The sequence below is a fragment of the Tateyamaria omphalii genome (assembly GCF_014651375.1).
GTDB classification, from domain to species: domain Bacteria; phylum Pseudomonadota; class Alphaproteobacteria; order Rhodobacterales; family Rhodobacteraceae; genus Tateyamaria; species Tateyamaria omphalii.
Genome location: NZ_BMWT01000005.1, coordinates 287758 through 312861 on the forward strand (window position 1 = coordinate 287758; position 25104 = coordinate 312861).

Sequence of the window (25104 nt, forward strand, 5' to 3'; positions counted from 1 at the left end):
GCGTTTATGAGTTCCAAAGCCACGGCGTTTCGATGCAACGCAAATGAAATTCAAGTCTTAGCAGAAGGCCAGAACCTTGGACGCACTCGTTCTCATTGACATCCAAACTGGATTTGACGACCCGACCTGGGGGGATCGCAACAACCCTTTTGCCGAGGATCGTGCAGGATTACTTCTTGATCGGTGGCGCAGTTCTGGACAGCCCGTCGTGCATGTTAGGCACGTCAGCAATGCCCCCGGTTCGCCGCTGAGTGGAGACGGAACACAGTTCAAACCACAAGTCGCGCCAAAACCCGATGAACTGATAATCGAGAAATCGGTAAACTCTGCATTTATCGGAACGGATTTGAATGAGCGGTTGCTGGCACTGGGCGCAACGGCCCTGACACTGTGCGGTTTGACAACGCCGCATTGCGTCTCCACCACAACGCGTATGGCCGCTAATCTAGGCTTCAAAACGCGCCTTGTGGCGGATGCCTGCGCCGCATTTACGTCCAATGCAGATGTCAGCTTTGACGATGGCCCCGCCTTGACGGCGGATGAAATCCATCGAACGGCTTTGGCCCACCTTCACGGTGAGTTTGCGCATGTGTGCAATTCCGAAGAGGTGTTGAAGGACAGCGCGTATCCGGCGAGTGGCTTGGTTTGATTTTTTTAACTTGTGACCTCTGTCCAAGATGGAGGAGCGTCACTCTGCATCAGTGGACCAAACCATATCAGCTTATGCGGCAGCGCGGTGTCTTTGTGGATGTTTCATGGCCGGCGCGCAATACTAGGGCAGGGCATCGCGTGTTGAAAACTGGCTTTTGAGTGGCTCTCAGCTGAACCAGTTGCATGTTGTTCGGAATACGAGGCGCAACGACGACAAACCGATGCCAATTCCAAATCCACATAAGTTGGGCCGTGCGGGAAAGTGGCGGAGAGACAGGGATTCGAACCCTGGGTGGGCTTGCACCCACAACGGTTTTCGAGACCGCCCCGTTCGACCACTCCGGCACCTCTCCGCGGGGGTCTGGTGCGCCCAATTACGGTGAACGACGCCGACGCGCAAGATAGTTTTTTGCCGGGACGGCCCACACGGGAAATTTGATGGACGCGCCCGCAAAAACACATACCTTTGTTCATGATCGCGATTTGCCCGAGCAGAAAGAAATGAGGTTTGATATGCGTGCTCTTCGATGTGGATTTGTGTCCTTGGTCCTAACATGCGCCTTGTCCATCTCGGCCTATGCTGCAGATCGGGCGAAACTGCAGGACTTTCTTGAGGTGACGGGTTTCGATGTTGCGCTTGAAAGCATTCGTTTGTCCGCCGGCTCAGCGCCAGAGATGCTTGGTCTGCAGGCCGAAGACTTTGGAACGGAATGGACCCGGCTGACACGGGATGTTTTCAAGACCGAGGTCATGCACGAACTTGCCTTGGATATTCTTGAAAAAACTCTCGAAGACGACATGCTGACCCATGCAGCCGATTTCTATGCAACGGATCTGGGCCAGCGTCTGGTCGAGGCGGAAAACGCCAGTCACATGAAAGAAGATGATGCGCTGAAGCAGGACAGTGGCGACGCAATTGTTTCCGGGCTTGAACGGTTGGACAGTCCACGACTCGACTACCTCAAGCGGATGAACGAAGCCTCTGACAGCGCAGGTGTCAGTGTTCGCGCCATTCAGGAAATCCAGGTTCGCTTTCTTATGGCGGCCGCAGGGGCTGGTATCATCGAATTGCAACTCGAAGAACCGGATTTGCGCGAGCTTCTGTCCAGCGACGAGGATGTCTTGAAGGAAGAGATCGCGGAAAGTGCTTTGACAGGCGCTGCGTACACGTACCAATCCTTCTCCGATCAGGAAGTACTCGAATATGCCAAGGCTCTGGAACACCCCAAGATGCGCCATGTCTATGACCTTATGAATGCTGTCCAGTACGAGATCATGGCCAACCGGTTCGAGGCGTTGGCCCGGGCGATGCAATCGCTTCAACCAAGTCAGGAGCTATAGATGCGCAGTGCCGCTCTGGGTTTGTCACTATGGCTGTTTGCGCAAGCTGCCTATGCCGACGTCAACCGTTTGGTTGATGCGATGGGCATACCTGAATTGATTTCAGCTTTTGTCGCGGAAGGTGTCGAAAGTGGCAATTCCATCGACGAGTCGTTCTTGAACGGGCAGGGCGGTGATGTTTGGGCGGACACCGTTCGGCGCCTGTATGATCCTTCTCGCATGGAAGCTGAACTGCGGACCATAATGACGGAAGAATTGGACCCGGACATATCCGAACAAGCCTTGCTTTTCTTTGAAAGCGAGTTGGGCGAACGGATCATCGCGCTGGAGGTGCAGGCACGACAGGCATTCCTTGATGAAACAGTGGAAAATGCAGCCAAAGCCAGCCCGGCGGCGCGGGGTGATAACGTAACCGACTACCTTGTGTCCCGTGACCTGATAGAACGGAATACAGATGTGGCCGTCGCGGCGCAGGCTGCATTTTTGGAAGGAATGTCAGAGAGTTCAGGCCGCAATGATGACACGCCGGATATGGATCAATTGCGCGCACGCACCTTGGTCAATACGGAGGGTTGGTTGCGCGGCTACAACGCGCTCGCACAATCCGCGATGACTGATGATGATATTGCCATCTACACCGCCTTTTGGGAGACGGATGTAGGCCGGGCAGTTGACGATGCGTTGTTCTTGGCGTTCGGACAAAGCTACACGACACTTTCCTACGCGCTCGGGCAGGCCGCAGGTCGGCTTTTACCTCAAAACGAGCTCTGAATCTTCCTGCGCTGTACCATCCAAAGGCCGCTTTCCTGCACGCCTTTTCACCCAACTCCGGCGCGCAAAGTCAAAGATAGGCCGCCAGCAATCTTCCTTCGTGCGAATTCGCAACTGGGAACACCATGTCAGTGCCCTCAAAACCCTCGGTTGCCAGTTCAGGGAACAAGGCAATGATTTCTGCAATCTGCTCTGTATCCAGCGTCCCGCGGGCTTGGGTTCCGACATAGAAGCTTTCAGTGGGGCACCCGTTTGCCCAGATGATCTGATGCGCATCGAACATGACGTGGACATATGTAACGAAACCAGTGGGCGTATTTTGGATTGTGTCACCGTTCACAAGGTGTTTTGCGGCGACCAAGATACGGTCTTCGCCCGTCATCAATGCTGTTTCCGGCGTTTGCAGCAGTATTCGGTGATTGGGAGAGACCGTTAGGTCACGCCGAGTGCCTAAAGTGCCGGCGAAGATAGTGACCGGCGCGCGATTCCCGATCGCAGGCACGGTGCGTTTGCCAATCCATCTCACCGGCTGCGGGCCGTGACCCATCGTTGTTACCAAATCTCCTGGTTTCAAATCTTCGATGGGGCACGTGCCACCGGGAACGCGGATTCGTGTGCCGGACGTGAAGCAAACGAATTCTGAGTATGGTCTCGGATTGCGCCCAATGTTTCCTTCACTCGTGAACACATATTGCTGACCGGGAACCAACGGCTGGTTCGAAATGAAAGCCGTGGTGGTGTTGTTGCCGGTGTTGTTTGCGCCGATGGTGATTGAAAATCCTTCGAAGCCGTTGTCGTCGGTCAGGACGTAGTTGATGGTGACACGCGCGCCAGCGGGGTAAGTGACACCATCGATTGTGACGGGGTTCGCCAACACCTGGTTCGTGTCTGTGGGCGCTTCGTTGAAATCGGGATCATCATCATCAATGACGATCTGAAGAGGTTGAGCGGCTGCATTTAGCTGGATGTTAAACGGAGGGTTGCCTTGCGCGCGCGCACCGCTTTCGTTCGGAGGCGTGATGTTGCCCCCGGTGGTGTCGAAGTCATCAAGTTGATAAACCCATTGCAGGGTGTAAAGAGGCATAAGCTGCTCAACTAAATTAACAATTCTCGTGCCTCAGAGGCTCTACTATTATGGGTTGAATTGTGAGGCTGAATTTCGCGACCGGCAAAGTCCCGCCGACGCGATTTTTTCTGTAGCTGTGCTATGTGCTTGACTTGCGGTCGGAATACTTCAATAAGCGCGCATTCTGGCGGCGCTCGCGCTGTCAGATCATATGGATACCGCCCAAATGGGCGCGCTGTCTGAGGTGGCAAATGCCGTGAACACCCGGGTCCGGGGACCACAAGACGCGGAAACAAAAAGGAAAGACGCATGTTCGCGGTTATGAAAACCGGCGGCAAACAGTACAAAGTTCAATCGGGCGACACGCTCCGCGTTGAAAAACTGGCCGCAAATGCAGGTGACAAAGTCCAATTCAACGAAGTTCTGATGGTTGGTGGCGACAAGCCCCAAGTCGGTTCGCCAGTTGTTGCAGGCGCTGGCGTACAAGCCGAAGTCATCGAACAGATCAAAGGCCCCAAGACGATCAACTTCGTCAAGCGCCGTCGTAAGCACAGCTCGAAGCGCACCAAGGGGCACCGTCAGCAACTGACACTGGTCAAGATCACCGACATCCTTGCCTCTGGCGCGGACAAGTCCGGTGTGATGGCCGCAGTGAATGGCGCAGGGTTCGGCGTTGCCGCAGCACCGGTCGCCGCCAAGCCTGCGAAGAAAGCGGCGAAAGCCGATGCGCCCAAGGCTGAAGCCAAGGCAGAGCCGAAGAAGGAAGCCAAGAAAGCCGCGCCCAAAAAGGCGGACGCAGCTGGCGACGATCTGAAGCAACTGTCGGGTGTTGGTCCCGCGCTTGAGAAAAAACTGCACGACGCTGGTGTGACCACCTTCGCGCAGATTGCAGCATGGACCGAAGAGGACGTTGCTGCTATGGACGAGAAACTGTCGTTCAAAGGCCGGATTGAGCGTGAAGGCTGGATCGCTCAGGCCCAAGAACTGGCCAAAGGCTAAGGAGAGAGACGCATGGCACATAAAAAAGCAGGCGGTTCATCCCGTAACGGTCGCGACTCCGCTGGCCGCCGTCTTGGCGTGAAACTCTATGGTGGCCAAGCGGCCATCCCCGGCAACATCATCGTGCGTCAGCGCGGCACCAAGTTTTGGCCGGGCGAAGGCGTAGGCATGGGCAAAGATCACACGATCTTTGCAACCGTCGATGGCGCCGTCACGTTCCACAAAGGCCTCAAGGGTCGCACGTTTATTTCCGTGCTCCCGGCTGCGGAGGCTGCTGAATAAGCCGTACCCAAAAGGTTTTGACAAAATCAGGGATCGGCGGAAATGCCGGTCCCTTTTTCGTTTCCGCCCCCCGCAACCAGCGAGGAGGGTCTGATGACAGACCTAATGACGACTGACCGCCTTACCCTGCGCCGCCCCGGAATGCAGGACGCCGCCGTGTTCACTGCATTGGTGGGTGACCTGGATGTGTCGCGCTGGCTGACCCGAGTGCCGCATCCCTATACGTTGGCGGATGCCCAGGATTTCATCTCGCGTGTTGAAATCGGTGGCGGCAACACCTTTGCCATCTGTGTCGGAGATCAGGTCATCGGATGCATCGGAACCGAAGATCAGCTTGGCTATTGGTTGGGTAAGAACCATTGGGGCCACGGGTATGCGACCGAGGCCTGTAAGGCCATGATAGATCGACACTTCGCCCAAGATTCCTCGGATCTGAAAAGCGGCCATTTCGTGGAAAACACGGCCTCTAGCCATGTGCTTCAGAAGCTTGGTTTCGTACGCACATCGCAGACCCAAGCCAAGTGTCCTGCGACGGGCGATACTCATGTCTTGCAGCGTATGGTGCTGACCCAAAACAGTTGGGAGATGATCGCATGACGGCATCGATCAAACCCATATTGCGAGGGCCTCGCGTCACTCTACGGGATGTTATGCCCGGCGATGTCGATGCGCGTTTTGCTCTTGGAAACACTCCGGACATCATCCGCATGTTTGGCGGTGATCCAGCGCAGGTTAGGGACATAACCCGCGACGCAGCCCAAGCATGGGTTCAATCGAAGCAAGATGATCGGCATTCGTGGATCATTGACGTTGACGGCGCATTGATCGGTGCGATCCGGTTGCACATGCTCAACCTCGCTGACAAGCGCGCGCTTGTTGATATTGGCATTCTGGATAGCGATGCCTTGGGGCAAGGTTACGGGTCTGAGGCAATGCGGGTGCTGGCAGCCCATGCTTTTGACACTTTGGGGCTGCACCGTCTTGGATGCCGCGTTTTAGAGTTCAACGAAAGGGCCATAGCGGCATACAAGAAGGTTGGCTTTGTTGTCGAAGGGCGTGAGCGGGAGTCTGGGTTCATTGATGCCCAATGGCATGATGATCTAATCATGGGACTGCTCGACCGCGATCTGGTGCGTTTGCCATGACGGTTGCGGCAATGTCCTTTGCGGTGTTTGCGGCCAGCCAGGTTGGCACGCCTGGCCCCGCGAACATGGCGCTTTTGGCCACAGGTGCGCGCTACGGCTTTCGCGCGGCTGTGCCATTCGTGGCCGGTGTCGCATTGGGCAAGCAACTCATCATCTGGCCGGTGGGTTTTGGTCTGATGGAGTTGGCTGATCGTGCGCCATGGGTGTTCGAGACCCTGAAATGGGCGTCGGCCGCCTATATCATATGGCTGGCACGGAAGGTGTCACAACTGCGCCTTGGTGCATCCGATCCGGGTGCTGTCGCGCCTGGCTTCGTCGCTGGTCTTGTGGTGCACCCGCTGAACCCCAAGGCATGGGCAATGATTGTCGCAGGTTTCACAGGCTTCGTATCGCCCGGTACGGATGCCGTTATCGCAACGGCAACGATTGGTGGAATATTGCTCGCCACTCAGGTGCTGTTTCACCCGCTTTGGACACTTGCCGGTGATCGTATCGCGCGCACCCTCGCAGGAACGCGTGCGGAACCTTATCTGATGTATACCCTCGCGGCCCTGACGGTCGCGTCGGTGCTGTTTGTTTTGTTCGGAGGAGGGACATGACAATGGAGATGGAAAAAATCGTGACCCAGAATGTGATCGAAACGGAGCGCTTCGTTCTGCGCCCGTTGCGCCGCTCAGACAAGGGGTTGATCGAAATGTATACGAGCGATCTGCGCGTCGCACGTAACACGCAATCCATTCCACATCCGATCCCGCCGGGCATGACCGAAGCTTTCGTTTCCCGCGCGATGGGAGATGAGCGCGAGGAAGATGTCTGGGCCATGGACGGGCTGAAATCCGGAGGTGCTGAAATCATGGGGCTGATCTCTTTGACCCGCATGGACCGCAATCAGTCCGAAGTTGGATATTGGGTCGCGCCGCATTTCTGGAACACCGGTCTCGCATCCGACGCGGTTCAGGCGCTTGTGGATGCCAATCCGATGGACAATGCCACGATGTTTGCCAGTGTATTTCAGGACAATCCGGCTTCGGCCCGTGTGTTGACGCATTGCGGGTTCGAATATCTTGGCGATGCCGAAGGGTTCTCGGTTGCGCGCGATGCGACCGTGCCCACATGGACCTATAGTCGCAAACTCTGATTGCGGGGGCTTGCCCCCCGCGCTAGGACACCATCCATGAAGTTTCTTGATCTGGCCAAGGTCTACATCCGCTCGGGTGCAGGCGGAAACGGGTGCATCTCGTTTCGGCGCGAAAAATACATTGAATATGGCGGCCCGGATGGCGGCGATGGCGGCGGCGGTGGCTCGGTCTGGGCCGAGGCGGTGGATGGGCTGAACACGTTGATCGACTTTCGCTATCAGCAGCACTTCTTTGCCAAGAACGGTCAACCGGGCATGGGGCGTCAGCGCACCGGCAAGGATGGAGACGACATTCTGCTGCGTGTCCCCGCGGGGACAGAAATACTTGATGAGGATCAGGAAACGGTGATCGCTGACCTAGTGAACGTCGGTGATCGTGTTGAATTGGCGCGTGGAGGAAATGGCGGCTGGGGCAACTTGCATTTCAAATCCGCCACCAACCAGGCTCCTCGTCGTTCTAACCCCGGCCAAGAAGGTGTCGAGCGCACGCTATGGCTGCGCCTGAAGTTGATCGCTGATGTGGGCCTGCTGGGCTTGCCGAATGCCGGCAAGTCAACTTTCCTTGCAACCACGTCGAATGCGCGCCCCAAGATTGCCGACTATCCCTTTACGACGCTGTATCCCAACCTTGGCGTTGTTGGCGTGGACAACACTGAATTTGTTGTCGCCGACATTCCAGGCCTGATCGAAGGCGCCTCTGAAGGACGCGGGCTCGGGGACCTGTTTCTGGGCCACGTTGAACGCTGTGCTGTCTTGCTGCACTTGGTTGACGGCACATCCGAAACGGTAGCAGAGGATTATCAAACCATCATTGGCGAGCTTGAGGCCTATGGAGGCGACCTCGCGGACAAGCCGCGCGTGACCGTGTTGAACAAGATCGACGCGTTGGACGAAGACGAACGCACCGCGGCGCGGACTGCGCTTGAGGAAGCATCCGGCAGGCCGGCGATGATGATGTCGAGTGTTGCGCGCCAGGGTGTCACCGACGTGCTGCGGTCCCTACGCGGGCAGATTGATGAAGACCGCTTGCGTCACCGGCCGCAGGAAGAGGCCGAGCCATGGCGTCCCTAACCACGGCCAAACGGCTTGTGGTCAAGATCGGGTCGGCGCTTCTGGTCGATCGGACCACGGGCGCGCTTCGAAAGGAGTGGCTTGCTGCCCTTGCACAAGATGTGGCGTGGCTCAGATCGTTTGGCGTACAAGTCGTTCTTGTTTCGTCAGGCTCCATCGCGCTTGGGCGCCAGGTTCTGGCTCTGCCCACCACAGATCTTGCGCTGGAGCAGTCGCAGGCCGCAGCCGCTGTTGGCCAGATCCGTCTTGCCCGCGCCTATGAGGAAGCATTGGCACCGCATGACATCACGACCGCGCAGGTGTTGATGACCTTGGAAGACAGCCGGGATCGACGCCGCTATTTGAATTCCCGCGCCACGCTTGAACACTTGGTTGGCTTGAACGTGGTGCCGATCGTCAATGAGAACGACACGATCGCGACAGATGAAATCCGGTTCGGCGACAATGACCGACTTGCTGCCCAGATCGCGGCGACCATTGGGGCGGATGTCCTTGTTCTGCTGTCAGACGTGGACGGGTTCTATTCCGCCAACCCCGCCGATGATCCTGATGCAAAGCGCTATGATGTCATCGACCATATCACGCCTGAAATCGAAGCGATGGCTGGCGATGCTGGATCGGGGCTGTCTAAGGGGGGTATGAAAACCAAACTGATGGCGGCAAAAACAGCCACGGCGGCTGGATGCGCAATGGCAATCTGTCATGGTGCTGCTGTACGCCCGCTGACCGGGCTTGAAGCGGGCGCCAATGCGACTTGGTTCACTGCAACGCTGGATCCGCAAGCAGCACGCAAACGCTGGATTGCGGCAATGAAGCCGCTCGGCAGTGTGACGCTCGATGCAGGTGCTGCGCAGGCATTATCCAAAGGGAACAGCTTGTTACCGGCTGGAGTTCATGTCGTCTCGGGAAGGTTTGGTCGCGGTGATCCGGTGGCGATCACGGGTCCGGATGGGCACCAGCTTGGTCTGGGGCTCAGCCGGTACACGGCGGAGGAAGCCCAAAAGATCAAGGGCCACCGAAGCGCCGAGATCGAGAAGTTGCTGGGGTATCCGGGACGGGCTGCCTTGATCCACCGCGATGATATGGCGCTGTGATCTTCTTCTGACTATAAATACCACCGCCGGAGGCATGGAAATCTGCGGCGCACCGCCCGAAAAAGGACGTGACCGATGAAAGACTTCGCTGACATTCCCGCCTTGATGGCCGATATCGGCAGCCGCGCAAAATCCGCTGCTGCGTCACTGGCCTTTGCAAGCGCCGAGCGGAAGCACGCTGCGTTGATCAGCGCGGCAGAGCACGTTTGGAACAGTCGGGATGCCATCATTGCGGCGAACGTGCTGGATATGGAATTCGGGCGGAACAAGGGATTGTCCGATGCGATGATGGATCGTCTGCGGCTGGAAGAAGAGCGCATTCAGGGGATCGTGGATGGCCTGCGCGCGGTTGCAGAACAGGCTGATCCGGTCGGAGAGGTGCTGGTGGAGTGGACGCAACCGACCGGACTGAACATTCAGCGGGTCCGGACACCGCTCGGGGTTGTTGGCGTTATCTACGAAAGCCGCCCCAATGTGACGGCAGATGCCGGGGCTTTGTGTTTGAAGGCTGGGAACGCTGTTATACTGCGTGGCGGATCAGAAAGCTTCCATTCATCGGGGGCCATTCACGCAGCTTTGCAAGCGGGTCTGCGCGACGCTGACCTGCCCGAAGATGCGATCCAGTTGGTGCCCACGCGAGATCGTGCTGCAGTCAGCGAAATGCTGACCATGACCGACACAATAGATGTAATTGTGCCACGTGGTGGTAAGGGCCTGGTTGGCCTCGTGCAGCGCGAGGCACGCGTGCCCGTCTTTGCGCATCTCGAAGGGATTGTGCACATCTACATCGATAAGTATGCGGATCCCGAGAAAGTCCTCAAGGTCGTTTTGAACGCAAAAACGCGGCGCACTGGCATCTGTGGGGCTGCCGAATGTCTGTTGATTCATCAGGATGTTGCGTCGACCATTGGTCAAGGGGTTGTCCGCGCATTGATGGATGCGGGCGTACGTGTTCATGCAGATGTCGCGTTGCAGACGATCGAAGGGGTGTTGGCCGCCACTGATGCCGACTGGGGCAAGGAATACCTCGATATGGATATTGCCGCACGCGTGGTGTCGGATGGTGATGCGGCGATTGAGCATATCCGCAGACATGGTTCAAACCACACCGATTGTATCCTGACCGAAGATGCAGAAGCTGCTGCCAAGTTCTTCAACCAGCTCGACAGCGCGATTCTGATGCATAACGCCTCCACACAGTTTGCAGATGGCGGTGAGTTTGGCATGGGCGCAGAGATCGGGATCGCGACGGGCAAGATGCATGCGCGCGGCCCGGTGGGTGCAGCGCAGCTCACCAGCTTCAAGTACTTGGTGCGTGGCGACGGGACCGTGCGGGCCTAAAATCGGATTGTCAGCCTGTCTGGCAAAAGTTCGGTCGAAATCTTGCGTTTTGCGTCTGCGGCCACCTCAGGCAACAACGCGAATTGCACATGGGCTGGGGCCAGTTCCTCAACACTATTTCCTTTGAGCAGGCCCCAAAGCGACGCATCGATGCTTTGTTTGGTGGAATGCCCCGTGATGTCCCACGCGCCATCAGTGCACGCAATTTCAATCCGTCCGCCGTAGGGCAGGGCTGTTTCAAGACATTGGACCGCCAGAAAGGCCATCCTTACGGCCCAACGTGGTTGAGGATCAAGCGGGCCATAGACGGCTTGCAGTCGTCCGCCGTCCATACTGTCCGACAGGATCGACACGACCTCGGCCCGGCCGAGGGGCTGTGTACTTGCGGCGCCGTATGCGATGCGAAAGAACCGGATGCGCGCGCTGGCATTACCCACGCTTTCCGAGATCAGATCAAGTTCCGGACCGGTTTGCCCGCCGGACATCCCCAGCAATTCCAAACCGTTGTTGATCGCCCCGATTGGCGATATGAGGTCGTGACAGATGCGGCTGCCGATCAGTGCCGCCAGATTGATGTTACTTTGGCCCATCAATGGCCCCCAGATAGTGAAGTGGTAAAGGCCCCGACATGGAAGATTTAAATGCCATTCTGGCTCCCGGCATGTTGGTACGTCACCCCCAATATGATGAGTGGGGGATTGGGCAGGTCCAAAGCAACATCGCCGCCAAGATCACCGTGAATTTCCCCAACGAGGGCAAGGTCGTGATTGATGGAACGCGGATCGCTTTGATCCCGGTCTTTGATGCTTGAACATCCTTTCTAAAACCTTAACGCATTGCAACCTCTGGTCGCATGCGTCGCCAATCCCTACCCATTTGCAAGATATGCCGATACACCGCCCGCGATGAGCCTGACCAAAGCCCCAGAATTTCGTGTGAGCCTTGTGGACGACCCGACGGACCTGCGGGCTGCGCAGGCATTACGTTACGATGTTTTCGTGCGTGAACTGGGCGGTGGCGGCGCGATGGTCGATCATGATGCCGGCCTTGAACGTGATCGTTTCGATCCTTTTTTTGACCATCTTGTTCTGCACGATGATGCGGTGGGGCAGGTTGTTGCCGTCTACCGCATGCTTCGCGCTGAACAGGCCGAAGCAGCAGGCCAATTCTACTCGGAAGACGAATATGATCTGGCGCTCCTGCGCGCGACGGGGCGGAGGCTGTTGGAGCTGGGTCGATCCTGCGTGCATAAAGACTATCGTGGTGGACCGGCGCTGTATCATCTTTGGAATGGTCTTGCCGCCTATGTGGCGGAGCATGAGATTGAGATCATGTTTGGTGTTGCGTCGTTTCACGGCACGGACCCGGACGCCTTGGCGCAACCGCTTTCACTGCTGCATCATCGGCACCTTGCACCCGAACCGCTGCGCGCAACGGCCCGGGAACCGCACGCCGCGTCTATGGATCTGATGCCTGAAGATCAGATCGACCGACGCGCCGCGATGGTGGATATGCCTGCCTTGATCAAAGCCTATCTGCGCCTTGGTGGTGTTGTGGGTGAGGGGGCTTATGTCGATCATGCCTTCAACACGACAGATGTGTGCCTGATCATGGAAACGGCTGCCATGTCGGACCGCCAGAAGCGGATTTATGGAGCAGTTTCATGAACATGACATGGGACGGTGCGCCGCCGCCTGACCATGTGGTGCGCGGGCCAGCGGCAGCGCTGCGCGTCCTTTGGCGGGGCGTGGGTATCATCTTGATCATTGTCATCGGATTGGCGTTGCTCCTGCCTTTGCGTCTGATTGAACGACCATTCTTTGGATTGGCGCGGCCGTGGACGCCGTGGATCACGCAGGTGGTGTGTCGCCTGTCCCTGTTCTGGCTTGGGCTGTCCTACATCCGCAGTGGTAAACCGATGAAGGGGCGGGGCGCGATCGTGGCCAACCACTCATCTTGGTTGGACATTTTTGTTCTGAATGCGGCGGACCGTATCTATTTCGTGTCGAAATCCGAGGTGGCCAGCTGGCCCGGTATCGGAACATTGGCCCGCGCCACAGGGACGTTGTTCATCGCCCGTGATCCACGCGCAGCCAAGGTTCAGACGGAGTTGTTCCAAGAGCGGCTGCTGGCCAGTCAACGACTTCTTTTCTTTCCCGAGGGAACCAGTACAGACGGCTTGCGCGTCTTGCCGTTCAAAACGACCCTGTTCGCGTCATTCTTTGCTGAGGATCTGCGCCCACATTTGTCCGTGCAGCCGGTTACCGTGGTGTACCATGCGCCGAAGGTGCGTGATGCCAGGACCTATGGATGGTGGGGTGACATGGAATTTGGCACTCACCTGTTGGCGACGCTGGCCTTGCCAAGACATGGGCGGGTGGAAGTGATTTATCATGCGCCTTTGCCTGTGTCTGACTTCGCGGATCGCAAGGCTTTGGCTGCAGCGGCAGAGGCGGTAGTGCGTGCCAACCATGCGCTTGCAGCGGATGAACATCCGATAAACGACGGGGCTGAAGTTTGACATTTTGTCGCGCGGAAGGTTGGATGGCCGAACGCTTTCAGCCTGTCATCCCGCATGCACAGGGGATGGAGCGCAATATGGCTACGGTTTTGGCCCACCAGATCTTGTGTTTGTTTGATCCGAAGGACACGCTTGCGCGCGACGCCATTGTTAGGGGCTTTGCCCCGTCCTTCGGGCTCCCCGTGGTATTTCCAGTCAGAAGAAGACGGGCGTGCCCGATAGGGTGATTTCGGGCTTGCCAATTGGGGAAGGTTACCGTAATGCGCGCCCATCAATCCGCAGTTCGGGGCGGGCAGATGGGGGAGACATCCCCAAATGTCCACCGGTTGGTGCATCCGCGCTGATACCCCGGGCAAGGCGAAAACCGGAAAAGGATAAAGCACATGGCTCTTCCCGAGTTCTCCATGCGCCAGCTGCTTGAAGCAGGCGTACACTTTGGTCACCAGACACAACGCTGGAACCCGCGCATGTCGCCCTTCATCTATGGCGCACGCAACGGCATTCACATCATGGACCTGACACAGACGGTTCCGATGCTGGACCAGGCCCTGCAAGCGGTGCGTGACACCGTTGCAAAGGGTGGCCGCGTTCTGTTCGTCGGCACCAAGCGTCAAGCTGCTGGCCCGATCGCTGAAGCTGCTGAAAAATGCGCACAGTATTACATGAACCACCGCTGGCTGGGTGGCACGCTGACCAACTGGCAGACAGTCTCTCAATCCATCAACCGTCTGAAGGCGATTGATGAGCAAGCCGAGAACGGGTTCGAAGGCCTGACGAAGAAAGAGCGCCTGGGCATGGAACGTGACCAGGGCAAGCTGCAAGCTTCGCTGGGCGGTATCCGCGAAATGGGCGGTCGTCCCGACCTGCTGTTCGTCATCGACGTCAAGAAAGAAGCGCTGGCCGTTGCCGAAGCCAACAAACTGGGTATCCCGGTTGTGGCCGTTGTCGACACCAACTGCTCGCCCGATGGTGTTGACTACATCATTCCCGGCAACGACGACGCGGCCCGTGCCATTGCGCTGTATTGCGACCTGGCATCCCGCGCGGCTCTGGATGGTATGAGCGCCCAACTGGGTGCGGCTGGCGTTGATCTTGGCGCGATGGAAGAAGCCCCGGTTGAAGAAGCTGTGGCCGAAGAGGCACCCGCAGAAGAAGCTGCTGCCGAAGCGCCTGCGGAAAGCTGAAGCGTCACAGAACTGACATGTGCGGCGGGCTAAGCCCTGCCGCAAACCACACCTATTTGAGGAGAGCCAAGAGATGGCAATCACAGCAGCATTGGTGAAAGAACTGCGCGACAGCACCGGCGCAGGCATGATGGACGCGAAAAAAGCGCTGACCGAAACCGGTGGCGACATGGAAGCTGCCGTAGACTGGCTGCGCACGAAGGGTCTGGCGAAGGCCGCCAAGAAATCCGGGCGTACCGCTGCCGAAGGTCTTGTGGCCGTTGTCGTCGATGGTGGCACCGGCGTGGCCGTCGAAGTGAACTCTGAAACCGACTTTGTCGGCAAGAACGCTGAGTTCCAGGAAATGGTGGCGGGTATCGCAAATGCCGCCTTGGGCGTGGACGGTGTCGAGGCGCTGGTCGCAGCTGATATGGGCGGCAAGTCCGTGGCTGACGTAGTGACCGACAAAATTGCGACCATTGGTGAAAACATGTCTGTGCGCCGTATGGCGAAGATCGAGATCACAGGCGGCACCGTTGTGTCCTATGTCCACAATGCAGTGACTGCTGGCATGGGCAAAATCGGTGTGCTTGTAGCTTTGGACGGTGGTGACGAGGCCTTTGGCAAGCAGGTTGCAATGCACATTGCCGCTGTGAACCCTGCCGCTTTGGGCGAGGACGACCTTGATCCCGCAGTGATTGAAAAAGAAAAGCAGGTTCAGATGGACATTGCCCGTGAAAGCGGCAAGCCTGAGCAGGTGATCGAGAAGATGATTGTCGGCCGGATGAAAAAATTCGTCGCCGAATCGACCCTGTTGAATCAGCAGTTCGTTGTGAACCCTGACCTGACGGTCGAAGCGGCAGCCAAGGAAGCTGGCGCGACGATCACTGGCTTTGCCCGTTTGGAAGTGGGCGAAGGCATTGAAGTCGAGAAGGAAGATTTTGCAGCTGAGGTTGCAAAGGCCGCTCAGGGCTAATCTTTTCCTTGCATGGAACAGGAAACGGCGTGCCGATTGGGGTGCGCCGTTTTGCATTGGAGGGTTAGGCTCATGCTGGATGTGGGTGATGGTCACCAGCTGTGGTTTGAACAGGCTGGAGAAGGTATAGATGCCCTCGTTTTGCATGGTGGGCCAGGATCGGGCTGCAAACCCGGTCACTATGATCTGTTCGATCTGTCACGGTACCGCGTAACGCTTTTCGATCAACGTGGTTGCGGCCAGTCAACGCCTGCGGCGGCAGAGACGCTGGAAGCGCTTGAGGCCAACACAACCTCTCATCTGATCTCTGACATCGAAGCGCTACGTGTGCACTTGGGGGTGGATGCCTGGGTGTTGTTCGGAGGGTCTTGGGGGTCGACGCTGGCTTTGGCCTATGCCCAGGCCTGTCCCACTAGAGTTCGTGCGATGGTCTTGGCGGGTGTTGCCACCACTGCCGAACGGGACCTTCAATGGCTTTACGGTCACATCGGCAACATGTTTCCCGAGGCATACGCGGCATTTTGTGCTGCCGTCCCAAACGTGAGCACTGATCCGGCCGCGACTATTGACCGTATCCGCGCCTATCATGATTTGTTGTGCGATCCGGTCTATGCGCAGACCGCCGCAGACGCATGGTGCCAATGGGAGACCGGTATTTTTGGCGGTGATATTCATGCGCTTGCCTCACGTTATTCAGATTCAACCTTTCGGTTGGGGTTTGCGCGGATTGTTACGCATTATTTTGCCAATCGGGCCTGGTTGGAAGACGATCAACTCCTTCGGAATTTACCGGCAATTGCCCACATTCCCTGTACGATGATCCACAGCCGGTTCGATCCGTCCTGTCCGTTAAGGGCGCCGTGGGAACTGGCGCAAGCCTGGCCCAACGCGGCTTTGCAAGTATTGGACGGCACCACGCATTCTGCTTTGGACGATGAAATGTGCGAGGCCATTCGGTCGGCAACGGATGCTTTGGTGATTTGAAAGTGAGTGGGCGAGATCGCGTTTGGGGTCGCAATCCCGCCCGTTTGTCGGCGTCCTTGGCCACGGGGATGAGACACGTGGACGCTACAAAGTCCGACCCACCTGCTGAAAAATACACAGGCGAGCCGGGTCCGGAAGAACCGGTCGAAACGCAGTGCCCTCGTAATCGCGAGAGGTCCGTTTCGCTGTTCCCTGGCTAAAGCCACCACTCACGGAACACGCCTACAATGCCAAATTTTAAGTCCGTTAGCAAAGTGGGGGATTCCTTACCCGTTGGTCAAAGATTCAAGTGTGACGACCTTGGGTTGTATTTTTGAGTAATTTTTGGGCAGTTATGCACAGAAAAACGACCGGCACTCAGTTTTGCTCAGATTTCGAAGGCTTGCTCGATCGAGCACCAATGTGTCTGAACCCGGAGATTCGCCCGGTCAAAGATCATCACGTTGCCACCCCCACCTGGCCCCTGATCATACTCTCGACTGATCGGCGTGTTGGCGCAGGCGCAATACAAAAGAGAACCCACCGCGCCGTGGCCAACGACCAAGATGTCTCCGGGCGGTGCTGTATGTGTCATGGTTTTGATGCTGATCAGGATGCGTGTTTGAGCATCCTGTGCCCGCTCCCATCCCCGTATAGATTTGGTTGGGTTTGCAAAGAATGCGTCCGCTGTCTTTTCGAACTCAGACGGGGGGAGGTAGCCCGTGGCAGAACGGTCATTTTCATAGCTGTCTTCGGCGATAACAACCTCCAAACTCAGGGCCGACGCAAGCGGACCCGCCGCATCACGTGCTTTGCGTTCCGGGCTGGAGAAGACAGAATTTGTGCCGTCCAGACAGGTCGGGGCGGTCTCTGCAAGTGCTCTAATTCTGGACTGGCCGACGTCATTGAGGGGCCATTCAGTGATTGGTACATATGGGTCGATCTGAACCTGCGGGTGGCTCAGATAAATCAATCGTGCGTTTTGGGTCATCAATTTATGCTTCGAGTATGAACATCTGATTTGCGAAGGCAGCCTTAAGCACCGCTTGCGCAGTTGTTTCAACTGCCAATGCTTCTCGTGCAAGGCGGAGGTGCTTTTCCACCGTCGCTGATGTCAGGCCCATCAAAACGGCAATATCCTGCATGGTCTTGCCGTCGCCAACCCATTCCAGAGCTTCACGCTGGCGTTTGGTCAATGAACGATTGGGGGCCGTATAGGGCAACGTAAGAATCTTGAGATGCGCCACGTTGTTCATCAGGTGGATGTCGCGACCATGCTCGGCCCATACGGCATCAATCTCTTCCTGCGTCATACCTTTGCGTGCGGTGAGGGCGATGGCACCCTTTGACCGGGCTGAGACCGACTTGAAGCTGATCGTGTATCCGACGGTTACGCCCATGGAGTAATTGAACTCCAGCACACGCTGTTCTGAAGCGCTCAGCGTTTCAGAAGACTGCATTTGCGCAAGGATACCCCAGCTGCATGCGCCTTCGTTATTCAATGCCCAGTTGACCATAGGGGCATGGACGTAATGCTGTTCGCCCAGGAATGTATCCGTATACGCGCGGTCGTGATTTGTGAGGATGATGAAATCCTCGGGATCTCCAAGCGAATTGCCTGACCGGTAGCGGGTGAAGCCATAGATCAACCTGTCAAACCCGTATTCCGCCATCTTGCGCGAATGGGCTTCCCATAGTTCCTCTATGGTTTGGCAGTTCGACAGCCTGTGCAGATAGCTTTTCAAGTCCGCCCCCCAAGGTGTCCTATCAACGCGTCCAGAGCCAGAGTATAGCCTGCAACGCCAAAGCCGCAAATCATGCCGATGGCAACCGGCGCAATATAGCTGTGATGGCGAAAGGTTTCGCGTGCGTGGATATTGCTGAGGTGCAGTTCAACGACGGGCAATTCAGTTCCAAGGATCGCATCATGCAATGCGATCGACGTGTGTGTGTAGGCGCCCGCATTCAGAACAATGCCGTCATGCGTTCCTTTTGCAGCATGAATGATGTCAACAAGTGCGCCTTCGTGGTTCGACTGGGCGCATGTGACGTCATAGCCGTTTTTGACACCATATTCACGGCACAATTCTTCGACCTGGGGCAGGGTGGTTGCTCCATAGATCTCGGGCTGACGGGTGCCGAGCAGATTCAGATTGGGACCATTGAGGACCAGAACAGAAGTCATGGGAAAAACCTTAGATTTATGACGGTGTTATCCACTCTGCCCCATATCTGTCCAGTGCAGGGTTAGTCGGATGGGTCAAAGACCGCCAATCCAAGCCATTCTGCAACAAGAGCGGGCGTATCAGATCCATCGATTTCGATCGTCAACGCCATCGTGCGCAGCAGCTCGCATTCGTTCCGCTGCCGAATGTCGTTGAGTGTGAAGCGTCCCCGCAAACGGTCACCTGGACGCACAACGGCGAGGAAGCGTAAGCGATTGAAGCCGTAGTTTATACCCATCGATTGACCGGGTAGAAGTGGGAAACAGTCATAGGCAAAGCGCGATGCCAGGCTCAGAGTGAGAAACCCGTGTGCGATGGTGCTTTGGAAGGGCGTGTTTTTGGCGCGCTCAGGATCGATATGTATCCACTGGTCATCATATGTTGTGGCGGCAAACTGGTCGATCATTGGCTGATCGACCTCGATCCATTGTGACACTCCGACTTCCGTGCCGATTTGTTCCGACATAAGCTTTAGTGCTGTCTGGATGCTCATGGATCAGGACCTACGCGCACCATGCGCTTGCCGGTGTTGTCGCCCTTCAGAAGACCAATGAGGGCCTGGGGCGCGTTTTCCAATCCTTCGACGATATCCTCTGTAACCTGGATCTTGCCTTGTTGGACCCAAGCTTGCAAAGCGCGAGTCGCCTTAGCGTCGTCGCGTGCAAAATCCATCACGATGAACCCTTCCATTCGAAGCCGTTTGACGACAACAACACCGGGCAAGTTTCGGGGCCCTGTCGGGTTGGTTGTGTCATATTGGCTGATCGCGCCGCAGCATACGACGCGACCGCGTTCGTTCATCAAAGCCAGTGTCGTTTCAAGGATATCTCCACCCACGTTGTCGAAATACACATCGACGCCATTTGGGCAGGCCGCCTTCAGAGCTTTGAAGATGCCGCCTGCGCGGTAGTCGATGCAGGCGTCAAATCCAAGCTCCTTGGTCACAAACGCGCATTTCTCGTGCCCGCCAGCGATACCAACGACCCGGCATCCAAGGGCTTTGCCGATTTGTCCCACATAGCCGCCGACAGAGCCGGCCGCGGCGCTGACCACAATCGTTTCCCCGGCCAAAGGTTGTCCGATCTGCATCAATCCGTGAAACGCGGTTTTGCCGGCGATTCCATAGACGCTCAGCAAGTGACTGAGCGGTTGAACCTTGGGCAATTTCTGTACCTTGTGTGCCGCACGGGTGACATGATCGGCCCAGACACTTTCTGTCGCCACGATGTCGCCGGGAGCCAGTCGCGGCGACTTGCTCTCCATGACCTCGCAGATCGCGTATGTGGGCATCGCGTCGCCCGCATTCACCGCGTCACGGTACGTGGCCCCTTGCATCCAGGATCTGTTGGCCGCGTCGATGCTCATCAGGATGGTCCGCAAGAGAACCTCACCATCCTGTGGCGCGGGCGTTTCTGCCTCCCGAAGTTCGAAGTGTTCAGGACCGAGCGCCCCCTGAGGCAGGCTGGCAACAACAATCTGACGGTTGGTCATAGTATGGCTCCTGTGTATGAGGGGGTATGACGAAAGAGTACCGCCAACCCGTTTACGCGCCGCCCGCAGGGGCGGCTGATCTGTTTTTGATCCGCCACGGGGAAAGCGCGGCTGCGCGACCCGGCGTGAGCTTTCCAATCAAGGATGGCAGTGGCGATCCACCTTTGCACCCGCAAGGGGAGCGACAAGCTCTGGCGGTTGGAGAATGTCTGAAAAGAGAAACGTTTGCAGCGCTTTATGTAACGAAATTGACGCGCACGCATCAGACGGCTGCCCCACTGGCTGGGCATTTGGGTATTACTCCGATCGAGAACCCTGATTTGCACGAGGTGCATCTTGGAGAATGGGATAACGGCTTGTATCGGATCAAGGCGGCACAGCGCGATCCAATCTACCAACGTGTGTTGGAGACGCAGGATTGGGCACCAATCCCCGGGGCGGAAACACGCGATGCGTTTTTTGCGCGGGTGCGCAAAGGGTTGCTCGATGTTGCCCGATCGCATGCAGATGAGCGCGTTGCGGTTTTCGTACATGGCGGCGTTATCGGTGCCGCCCTTGCTATGGCAACCGGGTCGGAACCGTTCGCGTTCCTTGGCGCTGCCAATGGTTCGATCAGCCGCGTGGTGGTTCACGGCGAACGCATGGTCGTCCGAGGGTTCAATGAAACGCGACACCTTGACCACCTTTAGACGTTTGTGAGCACGACCTTGCCTTGAACCTTACGGTCCGCGATCAGGTCCAACGCCTTGGCAGCATCCTGCATCGGAAAGCTGGCAGAGATGCGCGGCTTTACTTGACCTTTTTCATACATCTCAAACAGTTCCGAGACATTTTGCACGTGTCCTGCGGGATCGCGGTAGATTGATGCGCCCCAGAATACGCCGACGATCTGGCACGATTTTAATAGGGTCAGGTTCAATGGGATAGCCGGAATGCCGGCAGGAAACCCGACAACAAGAAACCGACCGCCCCACGCCATTGAGCGGATCACTGGTTCGGCGTAGTCGCCGCCAACGGCGTCATAGGCCACGTGAACACCCTCTGATCCTGCGACCTTCTTGATCTCACCCGAGAGCGCTTTTTGTGCGCCACGGTCCATCTCGCGTGGATAAATGATTGTATGGTCTGCACCCAGATCGCGGCAAAAATCTGCCTTGTACTGGGAGCTCACGGCGGCGATCACGCGGGCACCGGTCGCTTTGCCAAGCTCTATAGCCGCCGCACCGACACCGCCCGCTGCGCCTAGGATCAAAAGTGTTTCGCCTTTCTTCAATTCCCCTCTATTTTTCAAAGCGTAATGGGACGTCCCGTATGTAAAAATGAAGCAAGCCGCTTCATCGAACGGCATGTTTTCCGGGATCTTCACACAAGACGTGGCGGGAGCACAAAGATGGGTGGTGAAGCCGCCAAAACCGGTCATGGCCAGCACGCGGTCACCGACTGCCAGATGCGAAACGCCTTCGCCAAGCGCCTCGACAACGCCTGACACCTCGCCGCCGGGGGCAAAAGGGCGTGGCGGTTTGACTTGGTAGAGATCGCGGATGATCAACGTATCCGGGAAGTTGACACCCGCGGCTTTGACCGCAATCCGCACTTCGCCTTTCTTTGGTTCCGGCTTCGGTCCTTCGGTCCATTCCAGCGTTTCAGGGCCACCGGCTGCGGTGCTGAGCATGGCGTGCATATAGGGTCCTCCCTCCCATGACGTTACGGCAGGGGTGCAATGTGCCTGCCTTTGTCTCATCCTGCAGTTGAGGAGGCGCGGCTGTAAAGCCGTGGACAGGGCGACGTTACGGTAGCCCGCAGAACGGAGGAAAGAGCCATGGACCCCCAAACCCTTTTTTCATTGGATGGAAAGGTGGCTCTGGTCACCGGTGGCGCAACCGGCATTGGGCGGATGGCCGCCACAGGTCTGATGATGGCGGGCGCCCGTGTACTGATCGCAAGTCGCAAAGGTGAGGCATGCGAGGCCGTGGCAGCAGAACTGAACGCCATGGGTGCGCAGGGTTCCGCCGAAGGGTTTGCAGGCGATGTCGGCAGCGAAGAGGGTATCGCGGCCTTGGTCGCTGAAGTGTCCAATCGTACAGACAAGCTGCACATCCTGATGAACAATTCCGGCGTCACGTGGGGCGCGCCGATGGGGCAGTTTCCACATCAGGCATGGGAAAAGGTCATGAACGTCAATGTGGCGGGCCTGTTTCACCTGACGCAGAGCCTGTTGCCGATCCTGATCAAGACCGCCACCGCAGATGACCCGGCCCGCGTGGTCAATGTGGGGTCGGTCATGGGGGATGCGCCTTTGGGTGACGGGGCCTATTCCTACGCTGCGTCCAAGGCGGCGGTCCTGCATATGACCAAGATCATGGCCAAAGAGCTGGCGGGGCATCACGTGACCGTAAACGCGCTCGCACCGGGGCCGTTTGTCAGCAAGATGACGGCCTTCGCGACGGCGGACGAAGGTATGCGCGAAAAGGTCGGTGCCGATGTGCCCTTGGGCCGTGTGGGCCGGGACGAGGATATTGCAGGCTGCATGCAATTCCTGTGCGGGCAGGGCGGTGCCTATCTGACCGGGGCGATCCTGCCGGTGTCCGGCGGCATTCAGGTCATGTCAGGCCCGAACCTGTTCCGCGCGGCTCTGGAGGGATGATCCGCTTCGACGATCAGGTCGCGGTTGTGACGGGGGCCGAGGCGGGCCTGGGGCGGTCTCATGCCTTGGGGTTGGCCGCGCGCGGTGCTCGTGTTGTTGTCAACGATATGGGCGTACCCAGCACGGTGGTTTCGGAAATTGAGGCGGCGGGCGGTCAGGCCGTGGCCGCTCCCGCCGACGTCTCTGATCCCGTTGCTGTCAGGGACATGGTCGCGCAGGTCATGGACCATTGGGGTCGGATCGACATTCTGATCAACAACGCGGGCATCCTGCGCGACAAGACCTTTGCCAAGATGGATATGGATGACTTCGCCAAGGTGATCAATGTGCACTTGATGGGTACTGCGCAGTGCTGTCACGCCGTTTGGCCGATCATGCGTGCCCAAGGCTATGGTCGGATCGTGCTGACAGCCTCTGGATCGGGGCTTTACGGCAATTTTGGGCAGTCCAACTATGGGGCAGCCAAGGCTGCGATGGTTGGTTTGATGAATGTGCTGCATCTTGAGGGTGCGCGGGATGACATCCGGGTCAATACATTGGCCCCAACCGCAGCAACAGCGATGACCGAAGGTCTGCTGCCACAAGCGGCGCTGGATCTGCTCCAGCCAGAAACAATCACACCGGGTGTACTGCACCTCGTCAGTCAGGACGCGCCAAGTCGTGCTATCCTGTCAGCTGGCGGTGGCACGTTCGCGATTACACAAATTACAGAAACCCAAGGTGCGTTGATAGAGGGCGAGATTACACCCGAAGCCGTGGCTGCGGCGTGGTCCAAAATCTCGGACCCAACGGACGCTGAGCCGTTGGAAAACGCTTTTGCACAGACCCGCAAATACGCACTGCGCGCGGCCAAAGCCAAGGGGGTCAACCTTGACTGGTAGCGGGCAATGCGCCTTCATCTTGCCAAGTAAACTCCGGGGTCCGGGGCAGCGCCCCGGTCCACTACTCTCAACCCCAATAAGGACCAGATAAATGCGCGACGCTGTCATCGTCTCAACCGCTCGTACCCCTATTGGCAAGGCCTACCGCGGGGCATTCAATGCGACGATGCCGCAGGCTTTGGCGGCACATGCCATCGAACACGCCGTCAATCGGGCCGGTGTTGAAGGCGGCGAAGTGCAGGATGTGATCCTTGGGGCTGCGCTGCAACAAGGGCACACTGCCAGCAACATAGCACGACAGGCGGCTATTCGGGCCGGGTTGCCCGTGACCGTAGCCGGCATGAGCCTGGATCGGCAATGCGCGTCGGGCATGATGGCGATTGCGACAGCTTCCAAACAAGTGGTCCAGGATGGGATGGATGTGGTCATCGGCGGCGGGGTTGAATCCGTGTCCATGGTGCAAACACCCGAAATGCGGGCGCATGGTGATCCGTGGCTCAAAGAGAAAAAGCCGGAAATCTACATGACCATGTTAGAGACGGCGGAGACTGTAGCTGATCGGTATGGAATTAGCCGCGCGGCCCAAGATCGTTACGCGGTACAATCCCAAGCTCGTACCGCTGCCGCCCAAGAGGCCGGCAAATTTGCGGACGAGATTGTGCCCATGTCAACGGTGATGAAGTTTCAGGACAAAGAAACAAAGGCAATCTCGGAGCATGAGGTCACCCTGGAGAAGGACGAGGGCAATCGCCCTGGCACGACGTATGAAAACATTGCCGGTCTCAAGCCAGTGTTTTCAAATGGCATTCATGTGGAGCAAGGCGAGTACATCACTGCCGGAAACGCATCGCAATTGTCCGATGGTGCGTCTGCGGCTGTCGTCATGGAAGCGTCACTGGCCGAAAAGAAAGGCCTTGCGCCGCTTGGACGTTGCGTTGGTGTGATGGCAGCAGGTTGCGAACCTGACGAGATGGGTATCGGCCCTGTTTTTGCCGTGCCACGCCTGCTTGAAGCGCATGGCCTCACGATGGATGACATAGGCCTGTGGGAGCTGAATGAGGCCTTTGCCGTTCAGGTGCTTTATTGCCGCGATACACTCGGTATCCCGGATGAGTTATTGAACGTGAATGGTGGTGCCATCTCGATCGGGCATCCCTATGGCATGTCGGGTGCCCGGATGGTCGGTCATGCATTGATCGAAGGTAAGCGGCGCGGCGCCAAGCATGTAGTGTGCACCATGTGCGTCGGTGGCGGCATGGGCGCGGCTGGCCTGTTCGAGGTGCTTTGAGCAACACATCTTTGAGCGGTCGAGAATTTTGGTGAAACAACGGGCTAGGCGAT

30 protein-coding genes and 1 tRNA gene are annotated in these 25104 nt (G+C 57.4%); 22 read left to right on the forward strand and 9 right to left on the reverse strand.

The features are described 5' to 3' along the window. Nucleotides 1-76: 76 nt before the first annotated feature. Nucleotides 77-649 carry a cysteine hydrolase family protein gene (locus tag IE087_RS17905; protein WP_189370739.1) on the forward strand — a complete coding sequence of 191 codons (573 nt, stop codon included), beginning with the start codon at nucleotides 77-79 and terminating at the stop codon, nucleotides 647-649. Nucleotides 650-914: 265 nt separating this feature from the next. On the opposite strand, the gene IE087_RS17910 is transcribed toward IE087_RS17905, so the two are convergent. Next, nucleotides 915-1004: transfer RNA gene (locus IE087_RS17910), tRNA-Ser, on the reverse strand. Between the two features lie 160 nt (nucleotides 1005-1164). Here IE087_RS17910 and IE087_RS17915 point away from each other — a divergent pair. Together IE087_RS17915 and IE087_RS17920 are read left to right on the forward strand one after the other, a co-directional pair. After that, a complete protein-coding gene (locus IE087_RS17915) occupies nucleotides 1165-1992 on the forward strand; it encodes a DUF2059 domain-containing protein (protein ID WP_229801445.1) in 828 nt (275 codons plus the stop codon). Beyond that, nucleotides 1993-2763 (forward strand): DUF2059 domain-containing protein, encoded by a 771-nt coding sequence (locus IE087_RS17920; protein WP_189370741.1) that lies wholly within the window; start codon nucleotides 1993-1995, stop codon nucleotides 2761-2763. Between the two features lie 70 nt (nucleotides 2764-2833). Here IE087_RS17920 and IE087_RS17925 read toward each other — a convergent pair whose 3' ends face one another. Then, entirely contained in the window at nucleotides 2834-3847 is a 1014-nt protein-coding gene (locus tag IE087_RS17925) for a Hint domain-containing protein (RefSeq protein WP_189370742.1), read from the reverse strand. Between the two features lie 291 nt (nucleotides 3848-4138). On the opposite strand from IE087_RS17925, the gene IE087_RS17930 reads away from it, so the two are divergent. The 9 genes from IE087_RS17930 to IE087_RS17970 all read left to right on the forward strand — a co-directional run bounded on the left by IE087_RS17930 (nucleotide 4139) and on the right by IE087_RS17970 (nucleotide 10899). Next, nucleotides 4139-4828 carry a 50S ribosomal protein L21 gene (locus tag IE087_RS17930; protein WP_189370743.1) on the forward strand — a complete coding sequence of 230 codons (690 nt, stop codon included), beginning with the start codon at nucleotides 4139-4141 and terminating at the stop codon, nucleotides 4826-4828. Between the two features lie 12 nt (nucleotides 4829-4840). Continuing rightward, nucleotides 4841-5110 (forward strand): 50S ribosomal protein L27, encoded by a 270-nt coding sequence (rpmA, locus tag IE087_RS17935; protein WP_189370744.1) that lies wholly within the window; start codon nucleotides 4841-4843, stop codon nucleotides 5108-5110. Between the two features lie 93 nt (nucleotides 5111-5203). Then, a complete protein-coding gene (locus tag IE087_RS17940) occupies nucleotides 5204-5707 on the forward strand; it encodes a GNAT family N-acetyltransferase (protein WP_189370745.1) in 504 nt (167 codons plus the stop codon). After that, nucleotides 5704-6255 carry a GNAT family N-acetyltransferase gene (locus IE087_RS17945; RefSeq protein WP_189370746.1) on the forward strand — a complete coding sequence of 184 codons (552 nt, stop codon included), beginning with the start codon at nucleotides 5704-5706 and terminating at the stop codon, nucleotides 6253-6255. The genes IE087_RS17940 and IE087_RS17945 overlap by 4 nt, the downstream gene beginning before the upstream one ends. Beyond that, nucleotides 6252-6854, forward strand: a complete 603-nt coding sequence (locus IE087_RS17950; protein ID WP_189370747.1) for a LysE family translocator — start codon at nucleotides 6252-6254, stop codon at nucleotides 6852-6854. Before IE087_RS17945 ends, IE087_RS17950 begins: the two co-directional genes overlap by 4 nt. Before the next feature lie 2 nt (nucleotides 6855-6856). Further along, complete coding sequence (locus IE087_RS17955) at nucleotides 6857-7393, forward strand: GNAT family N-acetyltransferase (RefSeq protein WP_189370845.1); 537 nt, start codon at nucleotides 6857-6859, stop codon at nucleotides 7391-7393. A 36-nt stretch (nucleotides 7394-7429) separates the two neighbouring features. Beyond that, a complete protein-coding gene (gene obgE, locus IE087_RS17960) occupies nucleotides 7430-8464 on the forward strand; it encodes a GTPase ObgE (protein WP_189370748.1) in 1035 nt (344 codons plus the stop codon). Further along, nucleotides 8452-9558 carry a glutamate 5-kinase gene (gene proB / locus IE087_RS17965; protein ID WP_189370749.1) on the forward strand — a complete coding sequence of 369 codons (1107 nt, stop codon included), beginning with the start codon at nucleotides 8452-8454 and terminating at the stop codon, nucleotides 9556-9558. The genes obgE and proB overlap by 13 nt, the downstream gene beginning before the upstream one ends. A 75-nt stretch (nucleotides 9559-9633) precedes the next feature. Beyond that, the gene (locus tag IE087_RS17970; protein WP_189370750.1) at nucleotides 9634-10899 is read left to right on the forward strand and encodes a glutamate-5-semialdehyde dehydrogenase; all 1266 of its coding nucleotides are present in this window, start codon (nucleotides 9634-9636) and stop codon (nucleotides 10897-10899) included. Here IE087_RS17970 and IE087_RS17975 read toward each other — a convergent pair. Further along, on the reverse strand, nucleotides 10896-11489 hold the full coding sequence (locus tag IE087_RS17975) for a histidine phosphotransferase family protein (protein ID WP_189370751.1): 594 nt from the start codon (nucleotides 11487-11489) through the stop codon (nucleotides 10896-10898). The genes IE087_RS17970 and IE087_RS17975 overlap by 4 nt on opposite strands. Nucleotides 11490-11527: 38 nt before the next feature. On the opposite strand from IE087_RS17975, the gene IE087_RS17980 reads away from it, so the two are divergent. The 6 genes from IE087_RS17980 to pip all read left to right on the forward strand — a co-directional run bounded on the left by IE087_RS17980 (nucleotide 11528) and on the right by pip (nucleotide 16543). Continuing rightward, complete coding sequence (locus IE087_RS17980; protein ID WP_189370752.1) at nucleotides 11528-11710, forward strand: DUF3553 domain-containing protein; 183 nt, start codon at nucleotides 11528-11530, stop codon at nucleotides 11708-11710. 94 nt (nucleotides 11711-11804) lie between these two features. Beyond that, the gene (olsB, locus tag IE087_RS17985; protein WP_189370753.1) at nucleotides 11805-12566 is read left to right on the forward strand and encodes an L-ornithine N(alpha)-acyltransferase; all 762 of its coding nucleotides are present in this window, start codon (nucleotides 11805-11807) and stop codon (nucleotides 12564-12566) included. Next, complete coding sequence (gene olsA / locus IE087_RS17990) at nucleotides 12563-13420, forward strand: lyso-ornithine lipid O-acyltransferase (protein ID WP_189370754.1); 858 nt, start codon at nucleotides 12563-12565, stop codon at nucleotides 13418-13420. Before olsB ends, olsA begins: the two co-directional genes overlap by 4 nt. Before the next feature lie 383 nt (nucleotides 13421-13803). Beyond that, nucleotides 13804-14604: a 30S ribosomal protein S2 gene (gene rpsB, locus IE087_RS17995; protein WP_189370755.1), complete on the forward strand. Its 801-nt coding sequence runs from the start codon at nucleotides 13804-13806 to the stop codon at nucleotides 14602-14604. A gap of 73 nt (nucleotides 14605-14677) precedes the next feature. Next, complete coding sequence (gene tsf / locus IE087_RS18000) at nucleotides 14678-15559, forward strand: translation elongation factor Ts (RefSeq protein ID WP_189370756.1); 882 nt, start codon at nucleotides 14678-14680, stop codon at nucleotides 15557-15559. 12 nt (nucleotides 15560-15571) lie between these two features. Then, nucleotides 15572-16543 (forward strand): prolyl aminopeptidase, encoded by a 972-nt coding sequence (gene pip / locus IE087_RS18005; protein ID WP_229801446.1) that lies wholly within the window; start codon nucleotides 15572-15574, stop codon nucleotides 16541-16543. 367 nt (nucleotides 16544-16910) lie between these two features. On the opposite strand, the gene IE087_RS18010 is transcribed toward pip, so the two are convergent. The 5 genes from IE087_RS18010 to IE087_RS18030 form a co-directional block, all read right to left on the reverse strand. Next, nucleotides 16911-17513: a histidine phosphatase family protein gene (locus IE087_RS18010; RefSeq protein ID WP_189370757.1), complete on the reverse strand. Its 603-nt coding sequence runs from the start codon at nucleotides 17511-17513 to the stop codon at nucleotides 16911-16913. A 4-nt stretch (nucleotides 17514-17517) separates the two neighbouring features. Further along, nucleotides 17518-18267: a LuxR family transcriptional regulator gene (locus tag IE087_RS18015; RefSeq protein WP_189370758.1), complete on the reverse strand. Its 750-nt coding sequence runs from the start codon at nucleotides 18265-18267 to the stop codon at nucleotides 17518-17520. Further along, the gene (gene aroQ, locus IE087_RS18020) at nucleotides 18264-18707 is read right to left on the reverse strand and encodes a type II 3-dehydroquinate dehydratase (RefSeq protein WP_189370759.1); all 444 of its coding nucleotides are present in this window, start codon (nucleotides 18705-18707) and stop codon (nucleotides 18264-18266) included. Before aroQ ends, IE087_RS18015 begins: the two co-directional genes overlap by 4 nt. Nucleotides 18708-18769: 62 nt before the next feature. After that, the gene (locus IE087_RS18025) at nucleotides 18770-19240 is read right to left on the reverse strand and encodes a MaoC family dehydratase (protein ID WP_189370760.1); all 471 of its coding nucleotides are present in this window, start codon (nucleotides 19238-19240) and stop codon (nucleotides 18770-18772) included. Further along, on the reverse strand, nucleotides 19237-20238 hold the full coding sequence (locus tag IE087_RS18030; protein WP_189370761.1) for an NADP-dependent oxidoreductase: 1002 nt from the start codon (nucleotides 20236-20238) through the stop codon (nucleotides 19237-19239). Before IE087_RS18030 ends, IE087_RS18025 begins: the two co-directional genes overlap by 4 nt. Before the next feature lie 26 nt (nucleotides 20239-20264). Between IE087_RS18030 and IE087_RS18035 the strand changes: the two genes are divergently transcribed. Next, nucleotides 20265-20927, forward strand: coding sequence for a histidine phosphatase family protein (locus IE087_RS18035; protein ID WP_189370762.1), 663 nt, complete (start codon nucleotides 20265-20267; stop codon nucleotides 20925-20927). On the opposite strand, the gene IE087_RS18040 is transcribed toward IE087_RS18035, so the two are convergent. Then, nucleotides 20924-21919, reverse strand: coding sequence for an NADPH:quinone oxidoreductase family protein (locus tag IE087_RS18040; RefSeq protein ID WP_189370763.1), 996 nt, complete (start codon nucleotides 21917-21919; stop codon nucleotides 20924-20926). The genes IE087_RS18035 and IE087_RS18040 overlap by 4 nt on opposite strands. A gap of 138 nt (nucleotides 21920-22057) precedes the next feature. Between IE087_RS18040 and IE087_RS18045 the strand changes: the two genes are divergently transcribed. The 3 genes from IE087_RS18045 (at nucleotide 22058) to IE087_RS18055 (ending at nucleotide 25051) form a co-directional block, all read left to right on the forward strand. Further along, nucleotides 22058-22882: an SDR family NAD(P)-dependent oxidoreductase gene (locus tag IE087_RS18045; protein WP_189370764.1), complete on the forward strand. Its 825-nt coding sequence runs from the start codon at nucleotides 22058-22060 to the stop codon at nucleotides 22880-22882. Next, on the forward strand, nucleotides 22879-23763 hold the full coding sequence (locus IE087_RS18050; RefSeq protein ID WP_189370765.1) for an SDR family NAD(P)-dependent oxidoreductase: 885 nt from the start codon (nucleotides 22879-22881) through the stop codon (nucleotides 23761-23763). The genes IE087_RS18045 and IE087_RS18050 overlap by 4 nt, the downstream gene beginning before the upstream one ends. A 91-nt stretch (nucleotides 23764-23854) precedes the next feature. Next, complete coding sequence (locus tag IE087_RS18055; RefSeq protein WP_189370766.1) at nucleotides 23855-25051, forward strand: acetyl-CoA C-acyltransferase; 1197 nt, start codon at nucleotides 23855-23857, stop codon at nucleotides 25049-25051. Nucleotides 25052-25104 lie beyond the last annotated feature (53 nt).